20 protein-coding genes and 1 pseudogene are annotated in these 23,627 nt (G+C 67.6%); 10 read left to right on the plus strand and 11 right to left on the minus strand.

Annotation, left to right across the window (positions count from 1 at the left end):
* Window positions 1-142 precede the first annotated feature (142 nt).
* From ACZ5CR_RS10345 to ACZ5CR_RS10355, 3 genes are all read right to left on the minus strand, one after another.
* Window positions 143-1,333: a polyamine ABC transporter substrate-binding protein gene (locus tag ACZ5CR_RS10345; protein WP_468855667.1), complete on the minus strand. Its 1,191-nt coding sequence runs from the start codon at window positions 1,331-1,333 to the stop codon at window positions 143-145.
* An 82-nt stretch (window positions 1,334-1,415) separates the two neighbouring features.
* A complete protein-coding gene (locus ACZ5CR_RS10350) occupies window positions 1,416-4,040 on the minus strand; it encodes an MXAN_6230/SCO0854 family RING domain-containing protein (RefSeq protein WP_468855670.1) in 2,625 nt (874 codons plus the stop codon).
* A gap of 182 nt (window positions 4,041-4,222) precedes the next feature.
* Complete coding sequence (locus tag ACZ5CR_RS10355) at window positions 4,223-5,662, minus strand: gamma-aminobutyraldehyde dehydrogenase (RefSeq protein WP_468855672.1); 1,440 nt, start codon at window positions 5,660-5,662, stop codon at window positions 4,223-4,225.
* Between the two features lie 161 nt (window positions 5,663-5,823).
* Between ACZ5CR_RS10355 and ACZ5CR_RS10360 the strand changes: the two genes are divergently transcribed.
* The 6 genes from ACZ5CR_RS10360 (at window position 5,824) to ACZ5CR_RS10385 (ending at window position 11,720) form a co-directional block, all read left to right on the plus strand.
* On the plus strand, window positions 5,824-6,336 hold the full coding sequence (locus ACZ5CR_RS10360; RefSeq protein ID WP_249592806.1) for an Lrp/AsnC family transcriptional regulator: 513 nt from the start codon (window positions 5,824-5,826) through the stop codon (window positions 6,334-6,336).
* Entirely contained in the window at window positions 6,321-7,706 is a 1,386-nt protein-coding gene (locus ACZ5CR_RS10365; RefSeq protein WP_468855675.1) for an aspartate aminotransferase family protein, read from the plus strand. The genes ACZ5CR_RS10360 and ACZ5CR_RS10365 overlap by 16 nt, the downstream gene beginning before the upstream one ends.
* Window positions 7,707-7,906: 200 nt before the next feature.
* Complete coding sequence (locus ACZ5CR_RS10370; protein WP_468855677.1) at window positions 7,907-8,752, plus strand: ABC transporter ATP-binding protein; 846 nt, start codon at window positions 7,907-7,909, stop codon at window positions 8,750-8,752.
* Window positions 8,734-9,900 (plus strand): hypothetical protein, encoded by a 1,167-nt coding sequence (locus ACZ5CR_RS10375; RefSeq protein WP_468855680.1) that lies wholly within the window; start codon window positions 8,734-8,736, stop codon window positions 9,898-9,900. The genes ACZ5CR_RS10370 and ACZ5CR_RS10375 overlap by 19 nt, the downstream gene beginning before the upstream one ends.
* A gap of 179 nt (window positions 9,901-10,079) precedes the next feature.
* On the plus strand, window positions 10,080-10,484 hold the full coding sequence (locus ACZ5CR_RS10380; protein WP_468855683.1) for a VOC family protein: 405 nt from the start codon (window positions 10,080-10,082) through the stop codon (window positions 10,482-10,484).
* A 66-nt stretch (window positions 10,485-10,550) separates the two neighbouring features.
* Window positions 10,551-11,720, plus strand: a complete 1,170-nt coding sequence (locus tag ACZ5CR_RS10385; RefSeq protein WP_468855686.1) for an LOG family protein — start codon at window positions 10,551-10,553, stop codon at window positions 11,718-11,720.
* 268 nt (window positions 11,721-11,988) lie between these two features.
* On the opposite strand, the gene ACZ5CR_RS10390 is transcribed toward ACZ5CR_RS10385, so the two are convergent.
* The 4 genes from ACZ5CR_RS10390 to rlmN all read right to left on the minus strand — a co-directional run bounded on the left by ACZ5CR_RS10390 (window position 11,989) and on the right by rlmN (window position 17,180).
* A complete protein-coding gene (locus ACZ5CR_RS10390; RefSeq protein ID WP_468856176.1) occupies window positions 11,989-13,017 on the minus strand; it encodes an ABC transporter ATP-binding protein in 1,029 nt (342 codons plus the stop codon).
* 29 nt (window positions 13,018-13,046) lie between these two features.
* Window positions 13,047-14,735 (minus strand): ABC transporter permease, encoded by a 1,689-nt coding sequence (locus tag ACZ5CR_RS10395; protein WP_468855687.1) that lies wholly within the window; start codon window positions 14,733-14,735, stop codon window positions 13,047-13,049.
* The gene (locus tag ACZ5CR_RS10400) at window positions 14,711-15,805 is read right to left on the minus strand and encodes a thiamine ABC transporter substrate-binding protein (RefSeq protein ID WP_468856180.1); all 1,095 of its coding nucleotides are present in this window, start codon (window positions 15,803-15,805) and stop codon (window positions 14,711-14,713) included. The genes ACZ5CR_RS10395 and ACZ5CR_RS10400 overlap by 25 nt, the downstream gene beginning before the upstream one ends.
* 268 nt (window positions 15,806-16,073) lie before the next feature.
* Window positions 16,074-17,180: a dual-specificity RNA methyltransferase RlmN gene (gene rlmN, locus ACZ5CR_RS10405; RefSeq protein WP_468855689.1), complete on the minus strand. Its 1,107-nt coding sequence runs from the start codon at window positions 17,178-17,180 to the stop codon at window positions 16,074-16,076.
* Window positions 17,181-17,524: 344 nt separating this feature from the next.
* On the opposite strand from rlmN, the gene ACZ5CR_RS10410 reads away from it, so the two are divergent.
* Window positions 17,525-17,764 carry a hypothetical protein gene (locus ACZ5CR_RS10410; protein ID WP_468855692.1) on the plus strand — a complete coding sequence of 80 codons (240 nt, stop codon included), beginning with the start codon at window positions 17,525-17,527 and terminating at the stop codon, window positions 17,762-17,764.
* The gene (locus ACZ5CR_RS10415) at window positions 17,761-17,982 is read left to right on the plus strand and encodes a LexA family protein (protein WP_468855694.1); all 222 of its coding nucleotides are present in this window, start codon (window positions 17,761-17,763) and stop codon (window positions 17,980-17,982) included. Before ACZ5CR_RS10410 ends, ACZ5CR_RS10415 begins: the two co-directional genes overlap by 4 nt.
* Before the next feature lie 159 nt (window positions 17,983-18,141).
* On the opposite strand, the gene ACZ5CR_RS10420 is transcribed toward ACZ5CR_RS10415, so the two are convergent.
* From ACZ5CR_RS10420 to ACZ5CR_RS10435, 4 genes and pseudogenes are all read right to left on the minus strand, one after another.
* Complete coding sequence (locus ACZ5CR_RS10420) at window positions 18,142-20,118, minus strand: restriction endonuclease (RefSeq protein ID WP_468855697.1); 1,977 nt, start codon at window positions 20,116-20,118, stop codon at window positions 18,142-18,144.
* Window positions 20,119-20,459: 341 nt separating this feature from the next.
* On the minus strand, window positions 20,460-21,104 hold the full coding sequence (locus ACZ5CR_RS10425; protein ID WP_468855698.1) for a YdcF family protein: 645 nt from the start codon (window positions 21,102-21,104) through the stop codon (window positions 20,460-20,462).
* Window positions 21,101-21,442, minus strand: a pseudogene (locus ACZ5CR_RS10430) (UTRA domain-containing protein); the annotation flags it as partial. The gene ACZ5CR_RS10425 and the pseudogene ACZ5CR_RS10430, both read right to left, overlap by 4 nt.
* A 338-nt stretch (window positions 21,443-21,780) precedes the next feature.
* Window positions 21,781-22,167: an ATP-binding protein gene (locus ACZ5CR_RS10435; protein WP_468855700.1), complete on the minus strand. Its 387-nt coding sequence runs from the start codon at window positions 22,165-22,167 to the stop codon at window positions 21,781-21,783.
* 321 nt (window positions 22,168-22,488) lie between these two features.
* Here ACZ5CR_RS10435 and ACZ5CR_RS10440 point away from each other — a divergent pair, with 321 nt between their 5' ends.
* Together ACZ5CR_RS10440 and ACZ5CR_RS10445 are read left to right on the plus strand one after the other, a co-directional pair.
* On the plus strand, window positions 22,489-23,343 hold the full coding sequence (locus tag ACZ5CR_RS10440) for a helix-turn-helix domain-containing protein (RefSeq protein WP_468855701.1): 855 nt from the start codon (window positions 22,489-22,491) through the stop codon (window positions 23,341-23,343).
* 11 nt (window positions 23,344-23,354) lie between these two features.
* A complete protein-coding gene (locus ACZ5CR_RS10445) occupies window positions 23,355-23,555 on the plus strand; it encodes a DUF397 domain-containing protein (protein WP_468855704.1) in 201 nt (66 codons plus the stop codon).
* Window positions 23,556-23,627: the final 72 nt, after the last annotated feature.

Consider the following 23,627-nt stretch of genomic DNA (forward strand, 5'->3'; position numbering starts at 1 on the left):
ATCTGAACAGTGAACGCCGCTCCTGAACAGCGGGCACGCGACCCTGAACAGCGGACGCCACTCCCGGCCAGCGGGCACGCGATCCTGAACAGTGAACGCCGCTCCAGACCAGCGGGCACCCGCTCCCTGACCTGCGGCGTCCCTACAGCCCCGCGATCGCGTTCCACCTCTTCGCGAACTCCGTCCGCTCCTCCGACGTGATGTCCCGCGCGATCGCGAGCCGCTTCCGCATCACGTCGTCCGGGAAGATCAGCGGGTCCTCGGCCAGCTCAGCCAGCTCCTTGTCCTTGGAGGAGGCGAGGATGTCGCGCGCGGCCGGTACGGGGCAGACGTAGTTGACCCAGGCGGCGAGCTCGGCGGCCACCTCGGGTTCGTAGTAGTAGTCGATGAGCCGTTCCGCGTTCCGCTTGTGGCGGGCCAGGTTGGGGATCATCAGGGACTCGGCCCACAGTTCGGCGCCCTCCTGGGGGACCACGAACTCGATGTCCGGGTCGTCCGCCTGGAGCTGGATGACGTCGCCGCTGTAGGCCTGGCAGGCGAGGACGTCCCCGCTCGACAGGTCCTTGATGTAGTCGTTGCCCGTGAAGCGGCGGATGTGCTTCGAGGCCACCAGTTTCTCCACCCGGTCGCACACCGCGTGGAAGTCGTCGGCCTTCCACTTGGTGATGTCGACGCCGTCGCCCTGCATGAGCAGCGCGAACGACTCGTCGAGCCCGGACAGCAGCGTGACCCGGCCCTTGAGGTCGTCGGCCCACAGGTCGGAGACGTGCTTGATCTCCCGGCCGACCCTGCGCTTGTTGTACGCGATGCCGGTGATGCCGGACTGCCAGGGCACCGTGTTCTTGCGGCCGGGGTCGAAGCCGGGGGAACGCAGCAGCGGGTCGAGGTACTTGGTGACGTTCGGCTGCCGGGCGCGGTCCATCTCCTGCACCCAGCCGAGCCGCACGAAGCGGGCGCACATCCAGTCACTGATGACGATGAGGTCGCGGCCGGTCTCCTGGTGGTTCATCAGGGACGGGCTGATCTTGCCGAAGAACTCGTCGTTGTCGTTGATCTCCTCCGTGTAGCGGACGTCGATGCCGGTCCGCTTCTCGAAGGCGTCGAGCGAGGGCCGCTTGGCCGAGTCATCGTCGTCGGTGTCGATGTACAGCGGCCAGTTGGCGAAGGTCAGCGCCTTGTCCCGCCGGGAGCGGTCCCCGGCCGCGCGCTCGCCGGGTCCGATGTACGCGGCGGGCACACCGCAGCCCGCGAGCGTACTGACGGCCGCCCCGCCGCCGATGGCACGCAGCAGGGACCGGCGGGAGACTGAGGAGGCACTGGGGTTCGCTCGCACCCCGGCAGCATGCGCCCGCGTGTCACGTACAGGCAATGGACGCTGCGTCGAGCCGGGCGGTCGGGAAGCGACACCCTGTCGATCACGCGGGCTCCAGCCACCCCGCCAGGTCCCCCGCCGTGATCCGCGCCAGCGCGGCCGCGTCGACCGGCCCCGGGTAGAGCCGGTACACCGTGCCGGACGCGGCGTCCTCCACGCCCTCCAACTCGCCGTGAAGCAGCGCCAGGAGAGCCCGGCGGCCCGCCAGATCCGGCTCCGCGCGCAGCTCGTCCGGCTCCCAGCCGTCCCGTACCCGCAGCGCGAAGTCGGCGCGCGGCTCGTCCTCACCGCGGCGGTAACCCCACAGGACGTGGCCCCGGCCGCGCACGTACACGGGGCCTTCGGTGCGAGCCGCCGCCGTCCAGCAGGCCAGGTCCCACAGGGTGGCCCGGCCGCACGGCTGAAAGGTGTCGAGCAGGTCGTTGCCCATGCGGCCGAGCTGCTTGCGGTAGCGCCACACGTCGTGGTTGCCCTCCCTCGTGGCGAGAGTGACGTCGGTCCACCAGGCGCGCCGCGACCGCAGGTCGACGATCATCGGCACGCGCAGCGCCGCGTCACCCGCGAGGTCGAAGCGCTGCCGGACCGTGCGCGGGTCGTACGTCGCCCGCCCCCCGTTGCCCCCGTTGTCCCCGACCGCCATGAACCCCGCGAAGGCGTCCGGGAGTTCATCGAAAGGGACGTTGTTGTACGACAGGACCGCGGGCACGACGAAGCGCACCCCCGTGTGAGCGAGCCGCGGCAGGTCCAGGTCCAGGTACTCGGTGGCGCCGTGCGGGGCGGGCGCCGACGTCAGGTCCCCGGAGTGCCGGGCGGCGCCGCCCGCGTACGTGAGATGCGTGTAGTCGCACAGGCCGACGAAGCGCCACAGGTCGTCGTAGAGCGCGACGGACAGGTCGAGGTCGACGCGTACGCCCTTGGGCTGCAGCCAGTGCAGGAAGAGCCGCACGGTCTCGCTGTCCGCGGGCATGGGCAGCGAGCTGCCGCGCGGCACCGCGACGAGCGAGGCCGCCGACGCGCGCTCGGCGAACGGCACCGGCAGGTCGGCGAGCGAGGTGTCAAGGACGGCCACGTCGTACCGCTCGCCCTCGCCCGCCCCGTCCCCCTCGGCGAGCCGCCGCACCGCCTCCGCCTCGATCAGCTCACCGGCACGCCCCGCCACCCGCGACGCCAGCGGCGGCCGGTGGTCCTCGACCGCGTACGCCTGGGTGACGCGCCCGCGCGGGAAGAAGACGCGGCGGTGCCCCGGCACGTGACGGACCTTCATACGGCCGTACGCACCGAGCAGCGGCCCGGGTCCCGAGCGGGGCAGGGCCTCCGCGAGCGCATCGCCCACCGCGTCCGGCAGGGTCACCGAGCCCGAACGGGCCAGCAACAGGTCCAGGCGGCGCAGGAGTTCACCGGGGCGCTCGCGAAGGAGCCCGGCCGCCGCCGTGGTGTCCCAGCGGGCGAGTGCCTCCTCGACGCGCCCCTGCCAGGTGACGATCCGCAGCCGGTCGCCTTCGAGGCGCACGTCCTCGTGCCGTGCGGCCTCGGCGAGCAGCATCTCCCCCAGGGCGGACTCGCCGACACGTGTCCCGCGCAGGACGGCGAAGGCGAGCGCCACGCGCGCGTGGCGGTGCGCCTGCTCGAAGGGGTGCAGGATTTCACCGACCCGCTTCCAGGCGCTCGGGTTGCGGGCCATGTCCTCGGCCAGGCGACGCAGGTCGAACCCGTCGAGCAGGCGGAGGAGTTCACGGCGGACGGGACGCGGGAGCCCGCGCAGGCGGGGCAGTTCGAGCAGGTCGGGGTCGCCCCCGGAACGTACGACGAGTATCCGCAGCACATCCGTGGCGGTGTCCGCGTACTGCCCCACGAGCGCGCGCACGTCCGGCGCGTCCAGCAGTGGTACGAGGGCGAGTGCCTTGCTCTCGCGCAGCGGGACGGCGGACGGGAGCCAGTCGGCGGCGTCGGCCGGGTCGAGGTGCCCGAGGAGCAGGACCAGGTCGTCGTGGTCCTGCGGACTCAGCGGCGTACGGCGGGCGAGCAGGGCCGCGAGTTCGGCGGAGGCGTCACCCGGAGCCGCCAGGGTCAGCGCGCGCAGGATCTCACCGCCGTCGCCGCCGAGCCCCGAGCCCGGGTCGATCCAGGGGTCGGTGGGGCCGTCGGTCTCGTAGCGGTTCTCGCAGACGGGGCAGGCGTACCAGACGCAGCACAGGTCGCAGCAACCCGTGTCCAGCTCCTTGCCGTGGCAGTCGTCGCACAGCAGATGCGCGCACGGCGAGAGCGCGCGCACCCGTGCCTTGGTGCCCGCGCAGTTCATGCAGGGCTGATGGGGCTGGGCGGCGAGACGCTCGACGATGAGGGAGGTGTAGCGGTCGTACGCGGGCTGGTACGGGGTGCTGTCGGGGAAGGCCTGGAACAGCGGGGCGTGATGGCGGTCGGAGCCCATCAGCGCGTCGACGTCGGCGAGCAGCTTGCGGCCGGTCGCGGCGAGGTCGGGGACGGGGAGCGCGGTCAGCGCCCGGCGCAGCGGGGCGGTCAGGAGGTGCCCGCGGTCGGCGAGTTCGGCTTCGAGGACGACCACGGCGGCGTCGGTCACGGCGGACCGTTCAGCACCGGCGGGAGAGGGAACGTACACACTCTGCCTGCGGCGCAGCAGCAGGCCCGCGAGGTCATCGGCCGTCGTCATCAGGTCACACCCCCGTAGTACGCCCCCGTGGGGCACAGGCGCGGGGGCGGGGAGTGGGTGCGCTACGAATCTTTTGCAGAGATGAGAAAGAAGGAAGCACACCACGGAGCCGCCCCCGCGTGCCTGACGGTACGCGGGGGCGGCGAGTCCGGGCATCCCAATTAGCCCAGGGACGAGGGGGCTTAACCCTCGATCGACGTCATCACGTGCTTGATGCGCGTGTAGTCGTCGAAGCCGTACGCGGAGAGGTCCTTGCCGTAGCCGGACTTCTTGAAGCCGCCGTGCGGCATCTCCGCGACCAGCGGGATGTGCGTGTTGATCCAGACGCAGCCGAAGTCCAGGACCTTGGCCATGCGCATGGCGCGCGCGTGGTTCTGGGTCCAGACCGAGGAGGCCAGGGCGTACTCCACGCCGTTCGCGTACGACACGGCCTGCGCCTCGTCCGTGAAGGACTGGACGGTGATGACCGGGCCGAAGACCTCGTTCTGGATGATCTCGTCGTCCTGCTTGAGGCCGGAGACGACGGTCGGGGCGTAGAAGAAGCCCTTCTCGCCGACCCGCTGGCCGCCCGCCTCGACCTTGGCGTGCGCCGGAAGGCGGTCGATGAAGCCGGAGACCTGCTTCAGCTGGTTGGCGTTGTTGAGCGGGCCGAAGAGCACGTCCTCGTCGTCCGGCTGGCCGGTCTTCGTGTCGGCGGCGGCCTTGGCGAGCGCCGTCACGAACTCGTCGTGGATGGACTCGTGGACGAGCACGCGCGTGGCGGCCGTACAGTCCTGGCCCGCGTTGAAGAAGCCCGCCACCGAGATGTCCTCGACGGCCTTGGCGATGTCGGCGTCCTCGAAGACGACGACCGGCGCCTTGCCGCCCAGCTCCAGGTGGACCCGCTTGAGGTCCTTGGACGCGGACTCGGCGACCTGCATGCCGGCGCGCACCGAGCCGGTGATGGAGGCCATCGCCGGGGTGTGGTGCTCGACCATCGCGCGGCCGGTGTCACGGTCGCCGCAGACGACGTTGAAGACACCCTTGGGCACGATGGAACCGATGATCTCGGCCATCAGGACGGTCGACGCGGGGGTCGTGTCCGAGGGCTTGAGGACGACGGTGTTGCCCGCGGCGAGCGCCGGGGCGAACTTCCATACGCCCATCATCATCGGGTAGTTCCACGGCGCGACCTGCGCGCAGACGCCGATCGGCTCGCGGCGGATGATGGAGGTCAGACCCTCCATGTACTCGCCGGCCGCGCGGCCCTCCAGCATCCGGGCCGCACCCGCGAAGAAGCGGATCTGGTCGACCATGGGCGGGATCTCCTCGGACCGCGTGAGCCCGGTCGGCTTGCCCGTGTTCTCGACCTCGGCCGCGATGAGCTCCTCGGCGCGCTCCTCGAACGCGTCGGCGATCTTCAGCAGGGCCTTCTGGCGCTCGGCCGGCGTCAGGTCGCGCCAGGCGGGGAACGCGGCGGCGGCCGCCTCCATGGCGGCGTCGACGTCGGCCTGCCCCGACAGGGGCGCGGTGGCGTAGGACTCGCCGTTGGCGGGGTTGACCACCTCGGTGGTCCGGCCGTCGGCGGCGTCCCGGAATTCTCCGTCGATGTAGTTACGCAGGCGGCGCAGCTCGGTGGTCACGTCCGGCCCTCCAGTCAGATGTCCAGTGGATGAGACACCCACCCTAGTCGGTGCACCGACGCTTTCAACATACCCGGGGGCCCGTAGCTGCGAAATCCGTGACTATTGAAGCTTCAGACAACGAATTTCATCGATCTGACCTTGCGGAACTGTCGAGTCCTGTGCACCATGGGGTCGTGGCCAGTCGCAGCGCAGATTCCAGTAGTTCCCGACAGGGGAACGGCTCTTCTTCCATCGACGCCGTCTCCCTGGCGATCATCGAACAGCTTCAGGAGGACGGACGCCGTCCGTACGCAGCCATCGGCAAGGCCGTGGGCCTTTCCGAGGCGGCAGTGCGTCAACGCGTCCAGAAGCTGCTCGACCAGGGCGTGATGCAGATCGTCGCCGTCACGGACCCGCTCACCGTGGGTTTCCGGCGCCAGGCGATGGTCGGCATCAACGTCGAGGGCGATCTGGATCCGGTCGCGGAGGCGCTGACGGCCATGGCCGAGTGTGAGTACGTGGTCATGACCGCGGGCTCCTTCGACCTGATGGTGGAGGTCGTCTGCGAGGACGACGACCACCTTCTCGAAGTGATCAACAAGCGCATCCGCGCCCTCCCCGGCGTGCGCTCCACCGAGAGCTTCGTCTATCTGAAGCTCAAGAAGCAGACCTATATGTGGGGAACCCGATAGCCGTGAGCAAGGACCTCAGCCGAACCGCGTACGACCACCTGTGGATGCACTTCACCCGCATGTCGGACTACGAGAACGCACCCGTGCCCACCATCGTGCGTGGCGAAGGCACCTACATCTACGACGACAAGGGCAAGAAGTACCTCGACGGCCTCTCCGGCCTGTTCGTGGTCAACGCCGGTCACGGCCGTCACGAGCTCGCAGAGACGGCGTACAAGCAGGCGAAGGAGCTGGCCTTCTTCCCGGTGTGGAGCTACGCCCACCCGAACGCCGTCGAGCTGGCGGAACGTCTCGCCGACTACGCGCCCGGCGACCTCAACAAGGTCTTCTTCACCACCGGTGGCGGCGAGGCCGTCGAGACCGCGTGGAAGCTGGCGAAGCAGTACCACAAGCTCACCGGCAACCACACGAAGTACAAGGTCATCTCGCGCGCGGTCGCCTACCACGGCACCCCGCAGGGCGCCCTGTCCATCACGGGTCTGCCCGCCCTCAAGGCCCCCTTCGAGCCGCTCGTCCCGGGCGCGCACAAGGTGCCGAACACGAACATCTACCGCGCCCCGAGCCACGCTCACGCCGATGATCCGGTGGCCTTCGGCCGCTGGGCCGCCGACCAGATCGAGCAGGAGATCCTCTTCGAGGGCCCCGAGACGGTCGCCGCCGTGTTCCTCGAGCCGGTGCAGAACGCCGGTGGCTGCTTCCCGCCGCCGCCCGGCTACTTCCAGCGGGTCCGCGAGATCTGCGACAAGTACGACGTGCTGCTCGTGTCGGACGAGGTCATCTGCGCCTTCGGCCGTCTCGGCACGATGTTCGCCTGTGACAAGTTCGACTACGTCCCGGACATGATCACCTGCGCCAAGGGCATGACGTCGGGCTACTCCCCGATCGGCGCCTGCATCATCTCGGACAAGCTCGCCGAGCCGTTCTACAAGGGTGACAACACCTTCCTGCACGGCTACACCTTCGGCGGCCACCCGGTCTCGGCCGCGGTCGGCATCGCCAACCTCGACATCTTCGAGAAGGAGGGTCTCAACCAGCACGTCCTCGACAACGAGGACGCGTTCTACCAGACCCTGCGCAAGCTGCACGACCTGCCGATCGTCGGCGACGTCCGCGGCAACGGCTTCTTCTACGGCATCGAGCTCGTGAAGGACAAGGCCACCAAGGAGACGTTCAACGACGAGGAGACCGAGCGCGTCCTGTACGGCTTCCTCTCCAAGGCGCTGTACGAGAACGGCCTGTACTGCCGCGCCGACGACCGTGGCGACCCGGTCGTCCAGCTCGCGCCGCCGCTGATCTCCACCCAGGAGACCTTCGACGAGATCGAGGGCATCCTGCGCCAGGTCCTCACGGAGGCGTGGACGAAGCTCTGATCCGTCGCACGATCACCTCTATCGTGTGATCGAGTGATCAACACCGGCCCCCGGGCGCCCGTTCGAGTGAGACGGGCGCCCGGGGGCCGCGTCGTCTCCAGGCAGCGCGGCCCGGATCCCTAGCGTGCCCAGTGACCGATCGGCCTCGCCTTCGTTCCCCCGTACGGGGAGGCAAACTGATCTGAACCGAGGTGTACGTGATGGTGGCCCCGCCGGACAACGACGTGCTGTGGGCACGCGCCCTGCACATCACACACAACGGCTCGCCCGCGCTCACCGGCGTGTCCCTGGGCGTGCGCGAGGGCGAGATCCTCGCCGTCACCGGGCCGCGCGGCAGCGGCAAGACGACTCTCCTGCGCTGCCTCTGTGGCCAGCTCCTGCCCGAGCGGGGCGAGGTCTGGTTCAACAGCGCGCCGGTGCACACGATGAGCCCGGTGGTCCGCGAGCGCCTGCGCCGCGACCGCTTCGGCTGGATCGACCCGGAGCCGCACCTCGTGCCCGAGCTCACCGCCCGCGAGAACGTCGCACTGCCGCTGATGCTGCGCGGCGCGTCGCACCGGGAGTCCAAGAACACCGCCCAGGAGTGGCTCGACCGCCTCGACATCGGCGACTGCGCCCGCAAGCGGCCACACGCGCTGCTCCAAGCCCAGCGCCAGCGCATCGCCATCGCCCGCGCCCTGGTCACGATGCCGTCCGTGATCTTCGCCGACGAGCCGACCGCGCCGCTGTACCGCGCCGACCGCGCCCACGTCCTGCGTACGCTGACGACCGCGGCCCGCTCGCACGGCATCACGGTCGTCCTCGCCACGCACGACGCGGAGGTCGCCGCCCTCGCCGACCGGACGGTCACACTGCTCGACGGGCGGCGCGTCAACACGGTGCATCTGCCGGGGGCGGGCGGCGAGCCTGCCGCGGATGGCGGTGCCGCCGATGGTGCCTCCTCAACCGGTGGCGCCTCCGCCGACGGCTCCTCGGCCGACGGCTCCTCAGCCGAGGGCGACAGCGACGACTCGGAAGGCCGGGCCGCGTGCTCGCTCTCCGTCTAGCCCGCGGGGCCCACCCCATGGTCCAGCTGCGCAGACTGCTCGTCGCCGCCGCTTCGGCGGGCACCGGCTTCCTGCTCCTGTGCACGCTGGGGTACGCGATGGGACACGCGGACGCGTCGGGCGGCGCCCTGCTGCGCCTCGCCTGGTGCGTCGCACCGATCGCCGCCACCGTGTACTTCGCCGTCACCGTCGCCCGCACCGATCCGGCGACCCTGCCGCGCTCCGGGCTCTCGGCGGTGGGCCTCGGCCCGGCCAAGCTCACGGTGCTCGCCGCCATCTCCACGGCCGTCGCGTGCACGCTCGGCTCGATGGTGGCGCTCCTGTTCTTCCTGCACCTGCGCGGCGATCTGACGGGCCTGCCGTTCGACGGCGCCGCGGCCGAGCTGCTCGCCGCCCGGTACCCGTTGCCCCTCGCCGCCGCGCTCACCCTCCTTGCCGTCGTCCCGCTGACCGCCTCCGCGGCGAGCGCCGCCGCGCTGCGGCCCCGGCCGCCCAAGCCACGTGACGAGCAGGACGGAACGGCGCGGCCGGAGACACCGGCCGCGCCGCCGAGCGGGCTTCCCTGGGGGGTCGCGCTGCTCGCGGCGGGACTCGCCGTCGAGTCGTACGCGAGCCGTTCCTCCGGTACGTCGGACCTCGCGATGCCGGGCGGCCTGGCCGGCAGCCCCGCGGGGGTGCTCGCCGGGTGGTCGCTCACGGCGATCGGCCTCGCGCTCGCGGGTCCCGGCCTCACGTATCTGTGCGGACGGGTTCTGCAATCGGTGCGGCCCGGCGCGATGCGGCTGCTCGCCGGGCGAGGGCTGCAGGAGGACGCGCGGCGGATCGGGCGTCCGCTCGGGGTGCTCTGCGCGGTGGGCTCCGGGGCGTACGCGGCGCTCACGCTCTACTCCGGTGACCGGCCCGCCATCGGCCCGCTGACCATGCTCGGTTCGCTGCTCGTCGCGGGCTGCGCGGCCCTGACCGTGATCACCGTCGCGATCGAGGCCAAGCACGCGCGCGCGGACACGACGTCCGCGCTGGTCCAGCTCGGGGCGCCGACGTCGATGCTGCGCGGCACGGCGGCGCTGCGGGCGGGCGCGCTCGCGGCCGTGTTCGGGCCGCTGACCTGGGTGGTCGCGGAGTTGGCGGCGGTACCGCTCACGAGGTGAGAGACGGGGGTCGGTGGCCCTCGCCGAACTCGCGAGAAGTAATTCCGCGACGGGCGATGAGTTCTGCGTCGAACGTACGTCTACCCCTCCGTAAGACACAGACACAGACGCAGGCGCAGGCGCAGGCACCGGCACGAACGCACGCGCCACGCAGAACTCACCGCAACGGGAGACACCTCATGTACCAGCAGATGATCTTCGTGAACCTCGCCGTGAACGACGTCGACAGCTCGCGGAAGTTCTTCACGGAGCTCGGCTACACGATCAACCCGCAGTTCTCGACGGACGACTGCGCCTGTGTCGTGATCAGCGAAACGATCGTCGCGATGATGCTGAGCAAGCCGCGCTACAAGGACTTCACCAAGAAGGAGATCGCGGACTCGACGACGACCAGCGAGACGCTGCTCTGTCTGAGCGCCGAGAGCCGCGAGAAGGTCGACGAGCTGGTCGACAAGGCCGTGGCGGCCGGTGGCACGGCGGGCACGACGCAGGACTACGGCATGATGTACGGCCGCGCCTTCGACGACCTGGACGGCCACACCTGGGAGATCATGTGGATGGACCCGTCCGAGGTGCAGGGCTGAGAGCCGCCGGTGATGGGCTCGCGGGGTGACGACCGGAGCCCGACGCGATCTGCTTAGCATGGGCGGATGCAGCCGACTCCCGAATCCGCGTCAGCGTCAGCATCCGCATCCGCCGCCGAGCCCTCGCCCCGGCTCCCGGGCGGCGACCGCGAGATCGAGTCGCTGGAGGAGTTCGACGAGGTCGCCGCACACGGTTCGCTCGCCGGTTGCCGCATCCAGGCGATAGACCTGACGCGGCGTACGTCCTCGCTGCGGGACCGCGACGCCACGGGCACGGTGTTCCTCGGCTGCGCGATGGAGCAGGAAGCGGTGGACGCGGTCCGGGCCGCCGGGGCACTGGTGTTCCCGCCCGTACCCGGCCTTCCGTTCGACCCGTACCGCGGACTTCTGCACACGCCGGAGGAACTGTTCGCGGGGCTCGCCGAGGGTGGGTACGAGGCGACTCCTGACGCCCGCGCCTACGCCTGGTTCCAGGAGACCAAGGCCGACGGCGACATCTTCTCCTCGATGCTCCGCTCGATCCACGACGACTCGGTCTCGGACGCCCTCGACGAACTCCTTGTCAGCGCCCGGGTGGTGGGCGTCATGGGCGGCCACGCGATGGCCCGCGGGACGCAGGAGTACGAGGGCGCGGCCCGGCTCGGGCGCTCGCTCGCCCGCGCCGGGTTCACGGTCGCCACGGGCGGCGGCCCCGGCGCGATGGAGGCGGCGAACCTGGGGGCGTACGCGTCCGTCTTCCGCGACGAGATGCTGGACGAGGCGCTCGAACTCCTCGGGAAGGCGCCGTCCTTCACCCCCTCGGTCACGGAGTGGGCGCGGGCCGCCTTCGACATCCGTGAGCGCTGGCCGTCCGGCGGCGCGTCGGTGGGCATCCCCACCTGGTTCTACGGCCACGAGCCGCCGAACGCCTTCGCCACCCACCTGGCCAAGTACTTCGCCAACGCCACCCGCGAGGACGGCCTGCTCGCGCGCTCGAACGCGGGCATAATCTTCCTGCCCGGCGCGGCGGGCACGGTCCAGGAAGTCTTCGACGCGGCGACACCGAACTACTACGAGTCGCGTGGCGAACCGGCCCCGATGGTCCTGGTGGACCGCGCGCACTGGACGGAACACCTCCCTGCCTGGCCGCTGCTGCGGGCGCTGGCGCGGGGGCGGTCGATGGAGTCGAGGATCGCCTTGGTGGACAGGGTGGATGAGGCTCCGGGCGCGCTGGCGTCCCTCGCGTCAGGCGGGTAGTTCAGCCCGCCGGGCGGACGTCTCAGCTCGTCCGGCGGACCTCTCAGCTCGTCCGGCGGACCTCTCAGCTCGTCCGGCGGACCTCTTAGCTCGTCTGGCGAGCAGTCCAGCTCGTCCGGTGGGTGGTTCAGCGTCCGGCGGGCAGTCCAGCCCGTCCGGCGTTCGAGGAGAAACCCGGCGGAGCCGGTGATCAACGGTGCGCACGGCCGCGGCGCAATGGCCATCCCGCTCCGCCCCACTCCGCCCGGCCCCGCTCCAGGCCACCTCGTCAGCCAAGCACCACGACATCCCCCGCATCGAACGCGACCCCCACCGTCTCCCCCACTCCGGGTGCGTCCCGCAGCGCACAAGCCGCCTCAAGGCGCGGCCCCGACCGAGGCTCCAGACGCACGGCGACATGGGTACCCCGGAAGGTACGCGCCGTCACCGCGCACGGCAGCCCCTCGTCGGCGGGCACGAGCCGTACCCCGGCCGGCCGTACAAGGAGTCGGCACGGCCCGTCCTCCGCGTCCTGCGGCACCGGAATCTTTCCCCAGGCGGTGTCGGCCGCCTCCCCGACCACCGTCGCGTCGACGACGTTGTCGAAGCCGAGGAACCGCGCGACGAACTCGTCCGCTGGATGCCGCCAGACCTCAAGGGGCGTACCGGACTGGGCGATCCGCCCTTCCCGCATCACCACGACCCGGTCCGCGAGCGCGAAGGCCTCGCCCTGGTCGTGCGTGACCGCGAGCACGGTCGTACCCAACTCGTCGAACAGCTCACGGAGTTCGACGACGAGCCGCTCCCGCAGCGACCGGTCCAGCTGCCCGAGCGGCTCATCGAGCATCAGCAGGCGCGGCCTCGGCGCGAGCGCCCGCGCGAGAGCGACCCGCTGCTGCTCGCCGCCGGAGAGCGAGGCGACGGCCCGCCGCTGCGCCCCCGGAAGGCCGACGAGGTCGAGCAACTCGGCCACCCGATCGGCCTGTTCCCCCTTCGACACCCCGTGCATCCGCAGCCCGAAGGCGACGTTGCCCGCCACATCGCGCTGCGGGAACAGCTGATGATCCTGGAACATCAGGCCGACCCCACGCTTGTGCGCGGGCACGCCCCGCTGGTCGCGGCCGTCGAGCAGGACCTGCCCGGCGTCGAGTTCCTGGAGCCCGGCGACCGCACGCAGCAGGGTCGACTTGCCGCTGCCGCTGGGCCCGAGGACGCACACGATCTCGTGCTGCGCGACCTCCAGGCCCACCTCGTCGAGGACGGCCCGCGCCCCGAACCGCACGGTCGCGTCCGCCAACGTCAGCAGCCCCACACCCACATCCACACCCTTGTTCACGCTCACGCCCATCAGAACTCCCCGGTCGTGCGGTCGGTACGGAGTCGTTCGAGCAGCAGCAGCGACACCGCGCACACCACCATCAAGATCGTCGAAAGTGCCATCGCCTGGCCGTAGTTGAGCTCACCCGCCCGCCCGAGGAGCCGCGCCACGGCGACCGGAAGCGTCGGGTTGTCCGGCCGGGCGATGAACACGGTCGCGCCGAACTCCCCCAGGGACACCGCGAAGGCGAACCCGGCGGCGATGAGCAGGGCCCGTCGCACCATCGGCAGGTCGACCTCCCGCCACGCCCGCAGCGGCGATGCCCCGAGCACGGCCGCCGCCTCGCGCAGACGTCCGTCCACTGCCCGCAGGACGGGAAGCATGGTGCGTACGACGAAGGGCACGCCCACCAGAGCCTGCGCGAGCGGCACCAGGATCCACGTGGAGCGCAGGTCGAGCGGCGGCTTGTCCAGCGTGATCAGGAACCCGAAGCCCACTGTCACAGCGGAGACCCCGAGCGGCAGCATCAGGAGCGCGTCGAAACCGCGCACCAGGCGACCGGCCTTCCGGGTGAGCGCCGCCGCCGCCAGCCCGCCGATCACCAGGGCGATGGCGGTGGCGGCGAACGCGTACTGGAGTGAATTCCAGACGGCCTCGATCGGCGGTACGAGGAAGGCCCCGCCCTCCGCCGATGTCAGCTCCTTGTAGTAGGTGAAGCCGTAGCCGTCGGGGCCGCTCAGTGACCGTTCGATCAGCACTCCGAGCGGCAGCAGTATCAGCACGGCGATCGTGACCATGACCCCGGCGAGCAGCGTCCACTGCCCCGGGCCGCGTGGCCGCCGCGCGACCGTGGAGGCGTCGACCAGCTTCAGCGCGGTCTCCCGCCTGCGCACGGTCCACGCGTGCACGGCGAGGATCAGGCCGACCGCCGCGAACTGCACGATCGTCAGGACGGCGGCCGTCGACAGGTCGAGGAGCTGGGCGGTCTGCCGGTAGATCTCGACTTCGAGGGTCGAGTACGCGGGTCCGCCGAGGATCTGCACGACCCCGAAGGAGGTGAACGTGAACAGAAAGACCATGAGGGACGCCGCGGCGACCGCGGGCCCGAGCGCGGGCAGCGTCACCGTCCGCCAGGCGGTCCACCGCGAGGCGCCGAGCATCCGCGCGGCCTCCTCCTGCCGCGGATCGAGCTGCGACCAGAGACCGCCCACGGTCCGTACGACGACGGCGTAGTTGAAGAAGACGTGCGCGAGCAGGATCGCCCACACGGTCGTGTCGAGCCGCACGCCCCACATCTCGTCGAGCAGACCGCCCCGGCCGAGCAGAGCGAGGAACGCGGTCCCGACGACGACCGTCGGCAGCACGAACGGCACCGTGACGACCGCCCGCAGAACCTGCTTGCCCCTGAACTCGAAGCGCGCGAAGACGTACGCGCCGGGGAGCGCGATGAGCAGCGTGAGCGCGGTCGACGCGAACGCCTGCCAGGTGGTGAACCACAGCACGTGCCGGACGTCGGACTGCCCGATGACGTCGACGATCCGTCCGAACTGCCACTCCCCGCCGACCTTCAGGCCGCGCGCGACGATCGCGGCGACCGGATAGGCGAAGAAGAGCGCGAAGAACGCGACGGGCACGGCCATGAGACCGAGCCGCGCCGCGCCCCCGCGTCCGGCCCTCTCGCGGGCCGGGCTCTTTACTTCAGTACGAGCGAGGTCCACGACTTGACCCACTGCTCGCGGTTGTCGGCGATCTTCTTCGGGTCCATGGTCTCCGGATCGTCGACCTTGACCCCGTGCTTGACGAACAGCTCGGGCAGCTCGGCGTTCTTCCGCACCGGATTCACGAACATGTTCAACGGCATGTCGCCCTGGAACTTGTCACTGATCAGGAAGTCGAGGAGCGCCTTGCCGCCCTTCTCGTTCTTGGCGTTGCTGAGCAGGCCCGCGTACTCGACCTGCCGGAAGCAGGTGCCGGTCGCGACGCCGGTCGGCGCCTCCTTGGGCTGCGGCTTCGCGTAGAGCACCTCGACGGGCGGCGACGAGGCGTACGAGACGACGAGCGGCCGGTCGCCCTTGGCCTTCTTGCCCCCGGCGGACCCGGAGAACTCCTCGTTGTAGGCCTGCTCCCAGCCGTCGACGACCTTGACGCCGTTGGCCTTGAGCTTCTTCCAGTAGCTTTCCCAGCCGTTTTCCCCGTCGCCGTACTCGGCGGCCGTCCCCAGCAGGAAACCGAGACCGGGAGACGAGGTCGCGGCGTTCTCGGTCACGAGCAGGTTCTTGTACGCGGGCTTGGCCAGGTCGGCGAAGGACTTCGGCGGGGCGAGCTTCTTGTCGGCGAAGTACTTCTTGTCGTAGTTGACGCAGATGTCTCCGCTGTCGACGGGCGTGACCCGGTGTTTGTCCTGGTCGACGCGGTACTTCGAAGCAATCTGGTCCGAGCCCTTGGCCTCGTACGACTGGAAGAGACCGTTGTCGAGCGCGCGCGAGAGCAGGGTGTTGTCGACGCCGAAGAAGACGTCCCCTTGCGGGTTGTCCTTCGAGAGAATCGCCTTGTTCACGGCGGCACCCGCGTCGCCGTCCTTGAGGACGTTGACCTTGTAGCCGGAGCTCTTCTCGAACGCCTTCAGTACGTCCTTGGAGACGTTGAAGGAGTCATGGCTGACCAGCGTGACGCTCTTGGAATCGGCGGCCTTGTCGCCGCTGCCCGACGAGCTGCCGCACGCGGAGAGCGCGACGAGCGAGAGGCCGACGGCAACAGCGGTGACCGTGACCTTCTTGGTGGTGCTCACTTGGGTGGTGCTCACTGAATTGATTCCTCCTGGAGTGACCAGGAAGAGACGCGGCCCTGCCCACAGCCTTGAAGGGGCTGCGGGCAGGGCGCAACAGCTTGAGTGATGTCCGAACTTCCTACCCGGAATGACCCGGGCAAGGTTCAGAGGGTCTGCGGCCAACCTGTCCTTGGTGCCGCACTCTCAGCGCTGTGGCGCTCCCCTGTCGGAATATGAAGATGTGTTCCGGCTATGAAGTTGTGTTCCGGCCAGACTAACGCCCGGCAGACTAGCGCTCGGACGCGGCGAGCTGACCGCAGGCCCCGTCGATCTCCTGACCACGGGTGTCACGCACCGTGACAGGCACCCCATGAGCGGCGATGGCGTCCACGAAGGCCTTCTCGTCTTCCGGCCGCGATGCGGTCCACTTCGAACCCGGCGTCGGGTTCAGCGGGATCAGGTTCACGTGCACGGGCTTGTTCTTGAGCAACCGCCCGAGCCGGTCACCGCGCCACGCGTGGTCGTTGATGTCCCGGATCAGCGCGTACTCGATGGAAAGCCGACGCCCCGACTTGGCGGCGTACTCCCACCCGGCCTCCAGCACCTCACGCACGTTCCACCGCGTATTCACGGGTACGAGGGTGTCGCGGAGCTCGTCGTCGGGCGCGTGCAGCGAGATGGCGAGGCGGCACTTGAAGCCCTCGTCGGCGAACCGGTGGATGGCGGGCACCAGGCCGACCGTCGACACGGTGATCCCACGCTGCGAGAGGCCGACGCCGTCGGGCTCGGGATCCGTGAGCCTGCGAATGGCACCGGTCACGCGGTTGTAGTTGGCGAGCGGCTCGCCCATCCCCATGAACACGATGTTGGAGAGCCGGGCGGGCCCGCCGGGAATCTCCCCGTCCCGCAGCGCCCGCATCCCGTCGACGATCTGGTGCACGATCTCGGCGGTCGACAGATTCCGGTCGAGACCGGCCTGCCCCGTCGCACAGAACGGACAGTTCATCCCACATCCGGCCTGCGACGAGATACACATCGTCACGCGGTCGGGATAACGCATGAGCACGGACTCGACAAGCGTCCCGTCGAACAACCGCCACAGCGTCTTGCGGGTGGTGTCGTCGTCACAGCTGATGTGCCGCACCACGGACATCAACTCGGGAAGCAGCGCCTCTTGCAGCTTCTGGCGCGAACCGGCGGGGATGTCGGTCCACTGCTCCGGGTCGTGCGCGTACCGCGCGAAGTAGTGCTGCGAGAGCTGCTTGGCGCGAAACGGTTTCTCGCCGACGGCTGCGACGGCTTCCTTGCGCTCGGCGGGCGTGAGGTCGGCGAGATGCCGCGGCGGCTTCTTGGCTCCGCGGGGCGCGACGAAGGTGAGTTCTCCGGGTACAGGCATGGTTCTTCCAGTGTCGCAGACGGTTGGGGCCCGGTCGGGTCACCGGCTATGGGTGGTGGTCGTTGATGGTCGCCAGTGGTGGGTATGGGCCCTCCTTGGACGGCCCACAGACGGCCCGGCGGCTCCCCGGATGACGTGCGAGAAGAAGCCCATGCACCGTGCCTGGACCTCATGCCGCCACGACCCTCAGACGTACGTCGGGAGCGGCGCCCGTATTGCTGTACGACGCGACTCAAGCGTCTCAACGCAGGTCAGAAGGCACCGCTAGATGACGAATCACGGCTCAGCGCCACGGTGCGCGGCCCACTTGCAGAGACATTCGAACACGTGACCTAATCGCTGTCATGGCGTCGCCCCCCTTCCCCAACGACCTGATCCAGCTCCAGACCGCCTGGACCCGCACGTACGAGGCGCTCGCCGATCCTCAACCGGCCCACCCCGCGAGGCTGCGCCGCGTTCTACAGCAGCTCTCCACTCGGCTGATGTGGCACCCGTTCTGGTCCACAGAAGCAGGCAGGTCGCCAGCAGCCCGCGTGGAGCTGCGCCGCCTCGCCTCCGCACGTTCAGAGGGACACACGTCATGAGCCAGGGACTCACCGAACAGCAAGAGCGCATCCTGCGCTGCATCCAGGAGTGGGTCGCCGAGTACGGCGAGAGCCCCTCGGTCCGGGAAGTCGGCGACCAGGTTGGGCTATCCAGCACCTCGTCCGTCGCCTACCGCCTTCGCCGTATGCAGGAGCGCGGCGTACAGGTTGAAACACACGGCCAGACAAGTAGTCGCTGCGCACATTGCGGAAAATGATCAAGGGCGCCGGGACTGGACCCACGAGCACCCAACCGGGAAGAGGAGAGCGGTTCGAAGCCAACAGCCCTCAGCCCGCGTCGCATCATCCGCCAGTGAGCACAGCCCGTCATGCTCCGCACGCGTCAGCTGGATCTCCAAACCACGCGGCATGAGCTACTACTCGTCATGCGTCGAGAAGTTACTAGCGAGAACCTCAAGACGCCTTGCCGTGATTCGAGAACTCTCCAGGATCGCGTACTGGGAGCCACTCTTCTGTATTGCGTGCACCAAGGATGAAGAAAGGAACGAAAGGACAGACTCGATCTCATCCGGCGAAGGCGCATCTTCCACCTCAGCCCGCAGAATCAAGTAGAGGTCATGAGCGGACAGAGCCCCCGACGTGACCTGGTCCGTATTCTTCGCCTCAGCTTCAAGTTGGCGAATTACGCGATCACACAACAAAAATAGTCGCTTTTCTCGCGCCCATGCTTTATCTAGGGTCGCCGCTTTAACCATTCCAGTGACTTGCATAAATTCACGGAGCTTTGGGAGTGATAAGGGAGCCAGATTATGCTGCCGAATCAACTCGATCAGCTCCGGGACCTCGACCAACCCAATACCGTGCGTTTGCGCTCGATCCGCCATCCTGGAACTCGGGAAACTTGGCCCCACTACCAAGGCGTACTGCGCAGCGTTCTCCGCCCGATGCTCTTTCAGCGTGTCGAAATTTACCTGCGTCTCGGGGATTTTACCCGATGCCGACGATTTCGCGTCCACGATAATGCTGTACTTCATCTCGCCGGAAAGCTTCGCCGAGGCCAAAACGTCGGTCTGCCCGGAGCCGCCTAGAAGCTGACTGTCGAAGCCCAGAAACCTAAACACGTCAGCAACAGCCTTTTCGAAGCGCTCAGGCTTCGAAGAATCACGGGCTGTTGCCGCCAATTCTTCAGAGAGCTCAGCGGAGACGTCAACAGTTTCCTTTAGTAGGCCGCGCTCTGAAGCTTGAGTCGCGTTCCCTCCCTCCAGAGGCGATGCCATTGGGAGTTCCCTAGCAAGCGCGCGACCAAGCGGCAGGAGCTGGTAGCGCCCCCAAGCCACTTCTTCAACAAGGGCGCATTTTCGAAGCATCTGCAGCCGGGTCCGCACCTCAGATATAGCCTCCGTCGGCAACCCGTAACGTGTCCTGCCGATCGCTGCTAGATCCCTAGGGGTGTCGACTTCTTCAAGAGCTTCAAGTATCTCCCCGACGAAAGCGAACTTACAGTGCATGACACGCAGTAGGTCGAGATCATGCGTAGCCTCCGTACAGGCCTTACCGATATCCGTCGACTTGTAAAGGCTAAAGCCGACTTGCTCAACAAGGCCAGCATTCTTGAGATTACTCAGCGCAGCCGCAGATGATGACGGCCGCAAGCCAAGCTCCGATGCAGCAAACTCATCTATATCTTCGCGGCTCGTTTCGTTGCTCAAGGCCTCAACGAACTTGCGAATGGATATGAAAGCATCACCGTCACTTCGAGGGATATAACCAATATTATGTTTGCGCCCACTCAGGTCAGCTTGACTGAGGGCCTCCCTGATCGAAGAATGAGGATCAGGCACGACGGACGAATCTACGTCGACTCGACCCGCACCCTTTCGACGGAAAGTTCCAGGCTGAGCCAGTTCCAAATTATCGAGGAGTTCCAGTCCAGCTCCAGTCGGATGAATCATGTGATTAAAGTCGAGAGTCGCAAAACCGCCTGACCGCAACCAAGCGGTCCGTCGCCTTATCTGATCAAGCGAGTTCCAGGAACAGTTATACTTCTCTTCCGCAATCGCAAGGAGATCGGATTGGGTGACACCCTCCCGGGCCTCACTTAGAAGTTCTCCAATAAATTTTATATGAGCGTGCAGAACGGAAATCAGGTAGCCGTTATCTTTCGTTTGCAACCACTCTTCTGCCGCTTTAGCAAGTACCCAAGAGCGTTGCCCAGTACGCGTAATAAGGCCTGTGGGTTGCAAGCGCTGCCCTACATAGGAGAAGGAAACTTGCGCGTCAGTTTCTCCGGGCAGATCGATCGGGGCATCAACATCGACCCCGGAGGAAAGGGCCACCAGAAGAGTCTCAAGTACCTTGATTTGATTCTCGCCACCCCCCTGCAGCGCAGGCATTGAGAAAGCGCGACTGTTCCAGGGGCGTGGAGTCATGTACGAGCGATCCGGCACAGTGACCCTCACAGGATAGAGATCGATTCGCTCCATCCATTATGCGCCGAGACCAACCACACCACACTAGTTACGCCGAAAGAACTCTGATCTGGGAACTACGGCGAGATGAAGGGAGAACGTGGGTTGCTTCGCCATGGCTCCGCTGGGCTTGAGTGACCGTTGCGTCGATAGAGAGCCGATCGGCTGATCCAGCCGACAGCTTCCGGCGCGAGTGGGGGCAGCGTGACAACTCCGACGCGCTGCACCGGTTAGTCGCGGCCAACGACGACGGCCGTCCCAGACACTCACCCTTGCTTGAGATCCTTGTCCGACCGGTCGCGAATCAAGCAGCTGGTGAACCTTGACGCTCGCAGGCGCTCGAATGCCTCGATGACAGACTGCGGAATCTCGTGGCTGATCATGAATCCCTGCTCCGGATAGACCATGAGCCGCTGTTGTGCCCCAACGAGCATGACGTACTCCGCGAACGTCATGGCCGCAGATGCACTCACCCACGTCACGTCCGGCCAGATCTTGCACGCTGTGGCGTAGGACCGACGCTCTTCGTACGGCTTGCTGACCAATAGCGCAGATTCGACGCACACCCCGCGCTCTTCCAGCAGGGCCCGCGACAGCGCGATGTTCTCGCCTGTGTTCCGAGCCCGCGGCTCAACGAGGATCGCGTCCGCCGGCACTCCAAGCTGCAAGGCCCGCTCACGGTAGTGCTCGGCCTCACCCTTCGGCATGACCTCCCGCGTCGTACGGCTGGTGGCCCCGGTGAAGACAATCAGCGGGGCCAAGCCACGGCGATACAGGTCAGCCGTGACGTCAGCTACCCCGAGGTCGTGACTGCCGAGCCCGATCGCCACCGAGCATCGCCTGGGTTCGTGGCCCATGAGTTGGAAGTCCCAGAGTTCCTGCGCATCGGCCCACGCCTGTACGGAGATCACGCCTTGTCGCCTTCTTCCTGCGCCGAGTCAGGCACCTTGAAGTCGTAGGACCACGCGAAACGCTTAGCCGCATGAACGCCAATGGCGAACTCCACCACGGTGTCATCCGCCGTGTAGGTCGTGCGATGCAGCTCGACAACCCACTCCCCAGCGGGGAGCTGCAGGAGCTTGGATTCGGCAGCGCTCGGGGTCCGGGCAAAGATCTCTTCCCGCATGTGGTCGATCTCGTAGCCCGCGTCGTAGAGCACTCGGTACCCGCCGTCACGGCCTGCGGGACCGGGCGTCGGATCGACGATACGAGTTCCCTCAACGTGCTCAGGGTTGTACCCCTCCGCCAGCCCGCCCCCGAGTGGGACACGTGGGGCTCTGGGCAGACGCAGTGGCGTCATGGCGAGGGGGCGCCTTGAACAAGGTACCGACGAGCCTCCGTGCGTACCGGGCTCCCAGAAGCTGGGATCGACGATTCCCCACATGCCCGTTCGGCATTAAAGGGGCCGTCTCCCCGCGTCGAGCAGCCGACTCTCCAACAGCCTGACATCATCGCCCATTTGATAGGTGGTACACCGGGCAAGGTCAGGAGGCTGTCCGACGAGCAGAGTCATATCGAAGTGGAGCCACAGTTCATCCGGAGCGCCCGTGCGTCCGTTCACGGAGACATGCACCATGCTCGGCGTGGTCACAAGTCGCCCCCGTCGCACTCAACGAGGCGAAACCACACTGCCTTTGATGTCGGCTCTGGTTCGCCGAAGTATGTGATTCCCCAAGCGTCGGCGCAGGCGTCGACGATGGATAGGCCACGGCCGCCCTCGCCGTCTACCACCGACTGGGGCGTCAGGCTGTAGCGCGGCTTGTCGTCGTGCACACAGACCCAGGTTTGGCGTTCGTCGACCGTCACCTCGACGTGCACAATGCGCGTCGCCGTATGGCGATAGACGTTGGTGACGATCTCGCTCGTCAAGAGGCGTGCGGTCTGTGCAAGCGCCTCGTGCCCCGTCGTGCAGAACAGGGTGACAACCAGGTTCCGCAGCACGACAGCGGCTGTCGGTACGTTCGCCGCGGTCAATCGGTAGGTCGTAGAGGACTTTGGTGCGTGGAGCGCAGCAGGTGCTAAGGCTGCAGGCATCTTTTCGTCTCCCAACGCGGTTGTAGTGTGCGCTGCTCGCCACCGTGGCTCTGGCCGCCCCATGGATTGAGGGATGACGCACCCACGAGGGCGTGCGTCAGCGGCTGCACTGCGGGATTACCGGCGTGCTGCGTGGTGCCACTCGGGAACTTAGGGGGCAACTATGCTCCGGAGCAAGGGTGTTCCGTAACTATGGCCCTAATGGGTGGACCAGTGGAGCGATTACGCGACACACTCAGGGCAGACAAGGGGAAAGGGACTATGCCGCCGAGGGACAACCCCACCGCACGTCAGGCCCGTTTGGGCACGGAACTGCGGAAGTTGCGCGACCGCGCAGGCAAGACTGCGCGTGAGTCCGCTGGACTGCTGTCCACCGACCAAGCCAAGATCAGCCACATAGAAGCGGGACGCGTCGGCATCGGCGATGAACGCATCCGCCGCCTATGCACGTTCTATCAATGCGACGACAAGGCGCTGATCGATGCGCTGTGCGCCATCGCACGCGAGCGTCGCGGACAGTACTGGTTCGACGAGTACCGGGGCATCCTTGTCCCTGGTTTCTTGGACATCGCCGAACTCGAGCACCATGCCCTACACCTCCGGTCAATGCAGAGCGTCACCCTTCCCGGTCTGCTTCAGACCGAGCGATACGCGCACGCCCTGTTCTCGGGGGTCCGCCCCAAGCTGCCGCTCGACGAGGTCGAACTGCGCGTCGAGCACCGAATGAAGCGGACAGCCATCTTCGAGCGCGAGTCCCCGCCAACGTTCATGGCGATCATCCACGAGGCGGCACTGCGCATGCGCTTCGGCGGCCGCAAGGTTGCTCGTGAGCAGCTTGAACACCTGATGGCGGCCTCACGCAGCCCCAGTATCACCGTGCGAGTGATTCCCTTCACGAGCGAGGACTTCATCGAGGTCACTCAACCGGTCTTGTACGCCACGGGCGTTGTGTCCCAACTCGACACCGTGCAGCTCGACAGTGCCTCGGGGAACCAGTTCCTAGATGCCGAGGCCGACCTGTTGAAGTACACGACTCTGCTCGACATCGCCGAGCATGCGTCCCTTGATCCAGACGAATCGCGAAGCATCATCCATCACATCGCACGGGAACTGTGAGACACGTAGGCATGAGCGGATCCATACAGTGGCAGAAGTCGTCGTTCTCAGGCGGCGATGGACCCAACTGCGTCGAGATGGCGCAGCACGAGGGCGGGATCGTGATGCGCGAGAGCGACGTTCCCGACAACATCCTCGTCACCAGTCGCGCCAACCTGGCAGCCTTCATCACGGGCGTCAAAGCAGGCGAGTTCGACCATCTCACCGCGTAGCAACGCCTCCTGTCCGCCTCGGCAGGCTGGAGGCCTCTTTATGCGAGTACGCGCATAAACGCGCACTCGCAT

Source organism: Streptomyces sp. NPDC031274, from assembly GCF_055570235.1.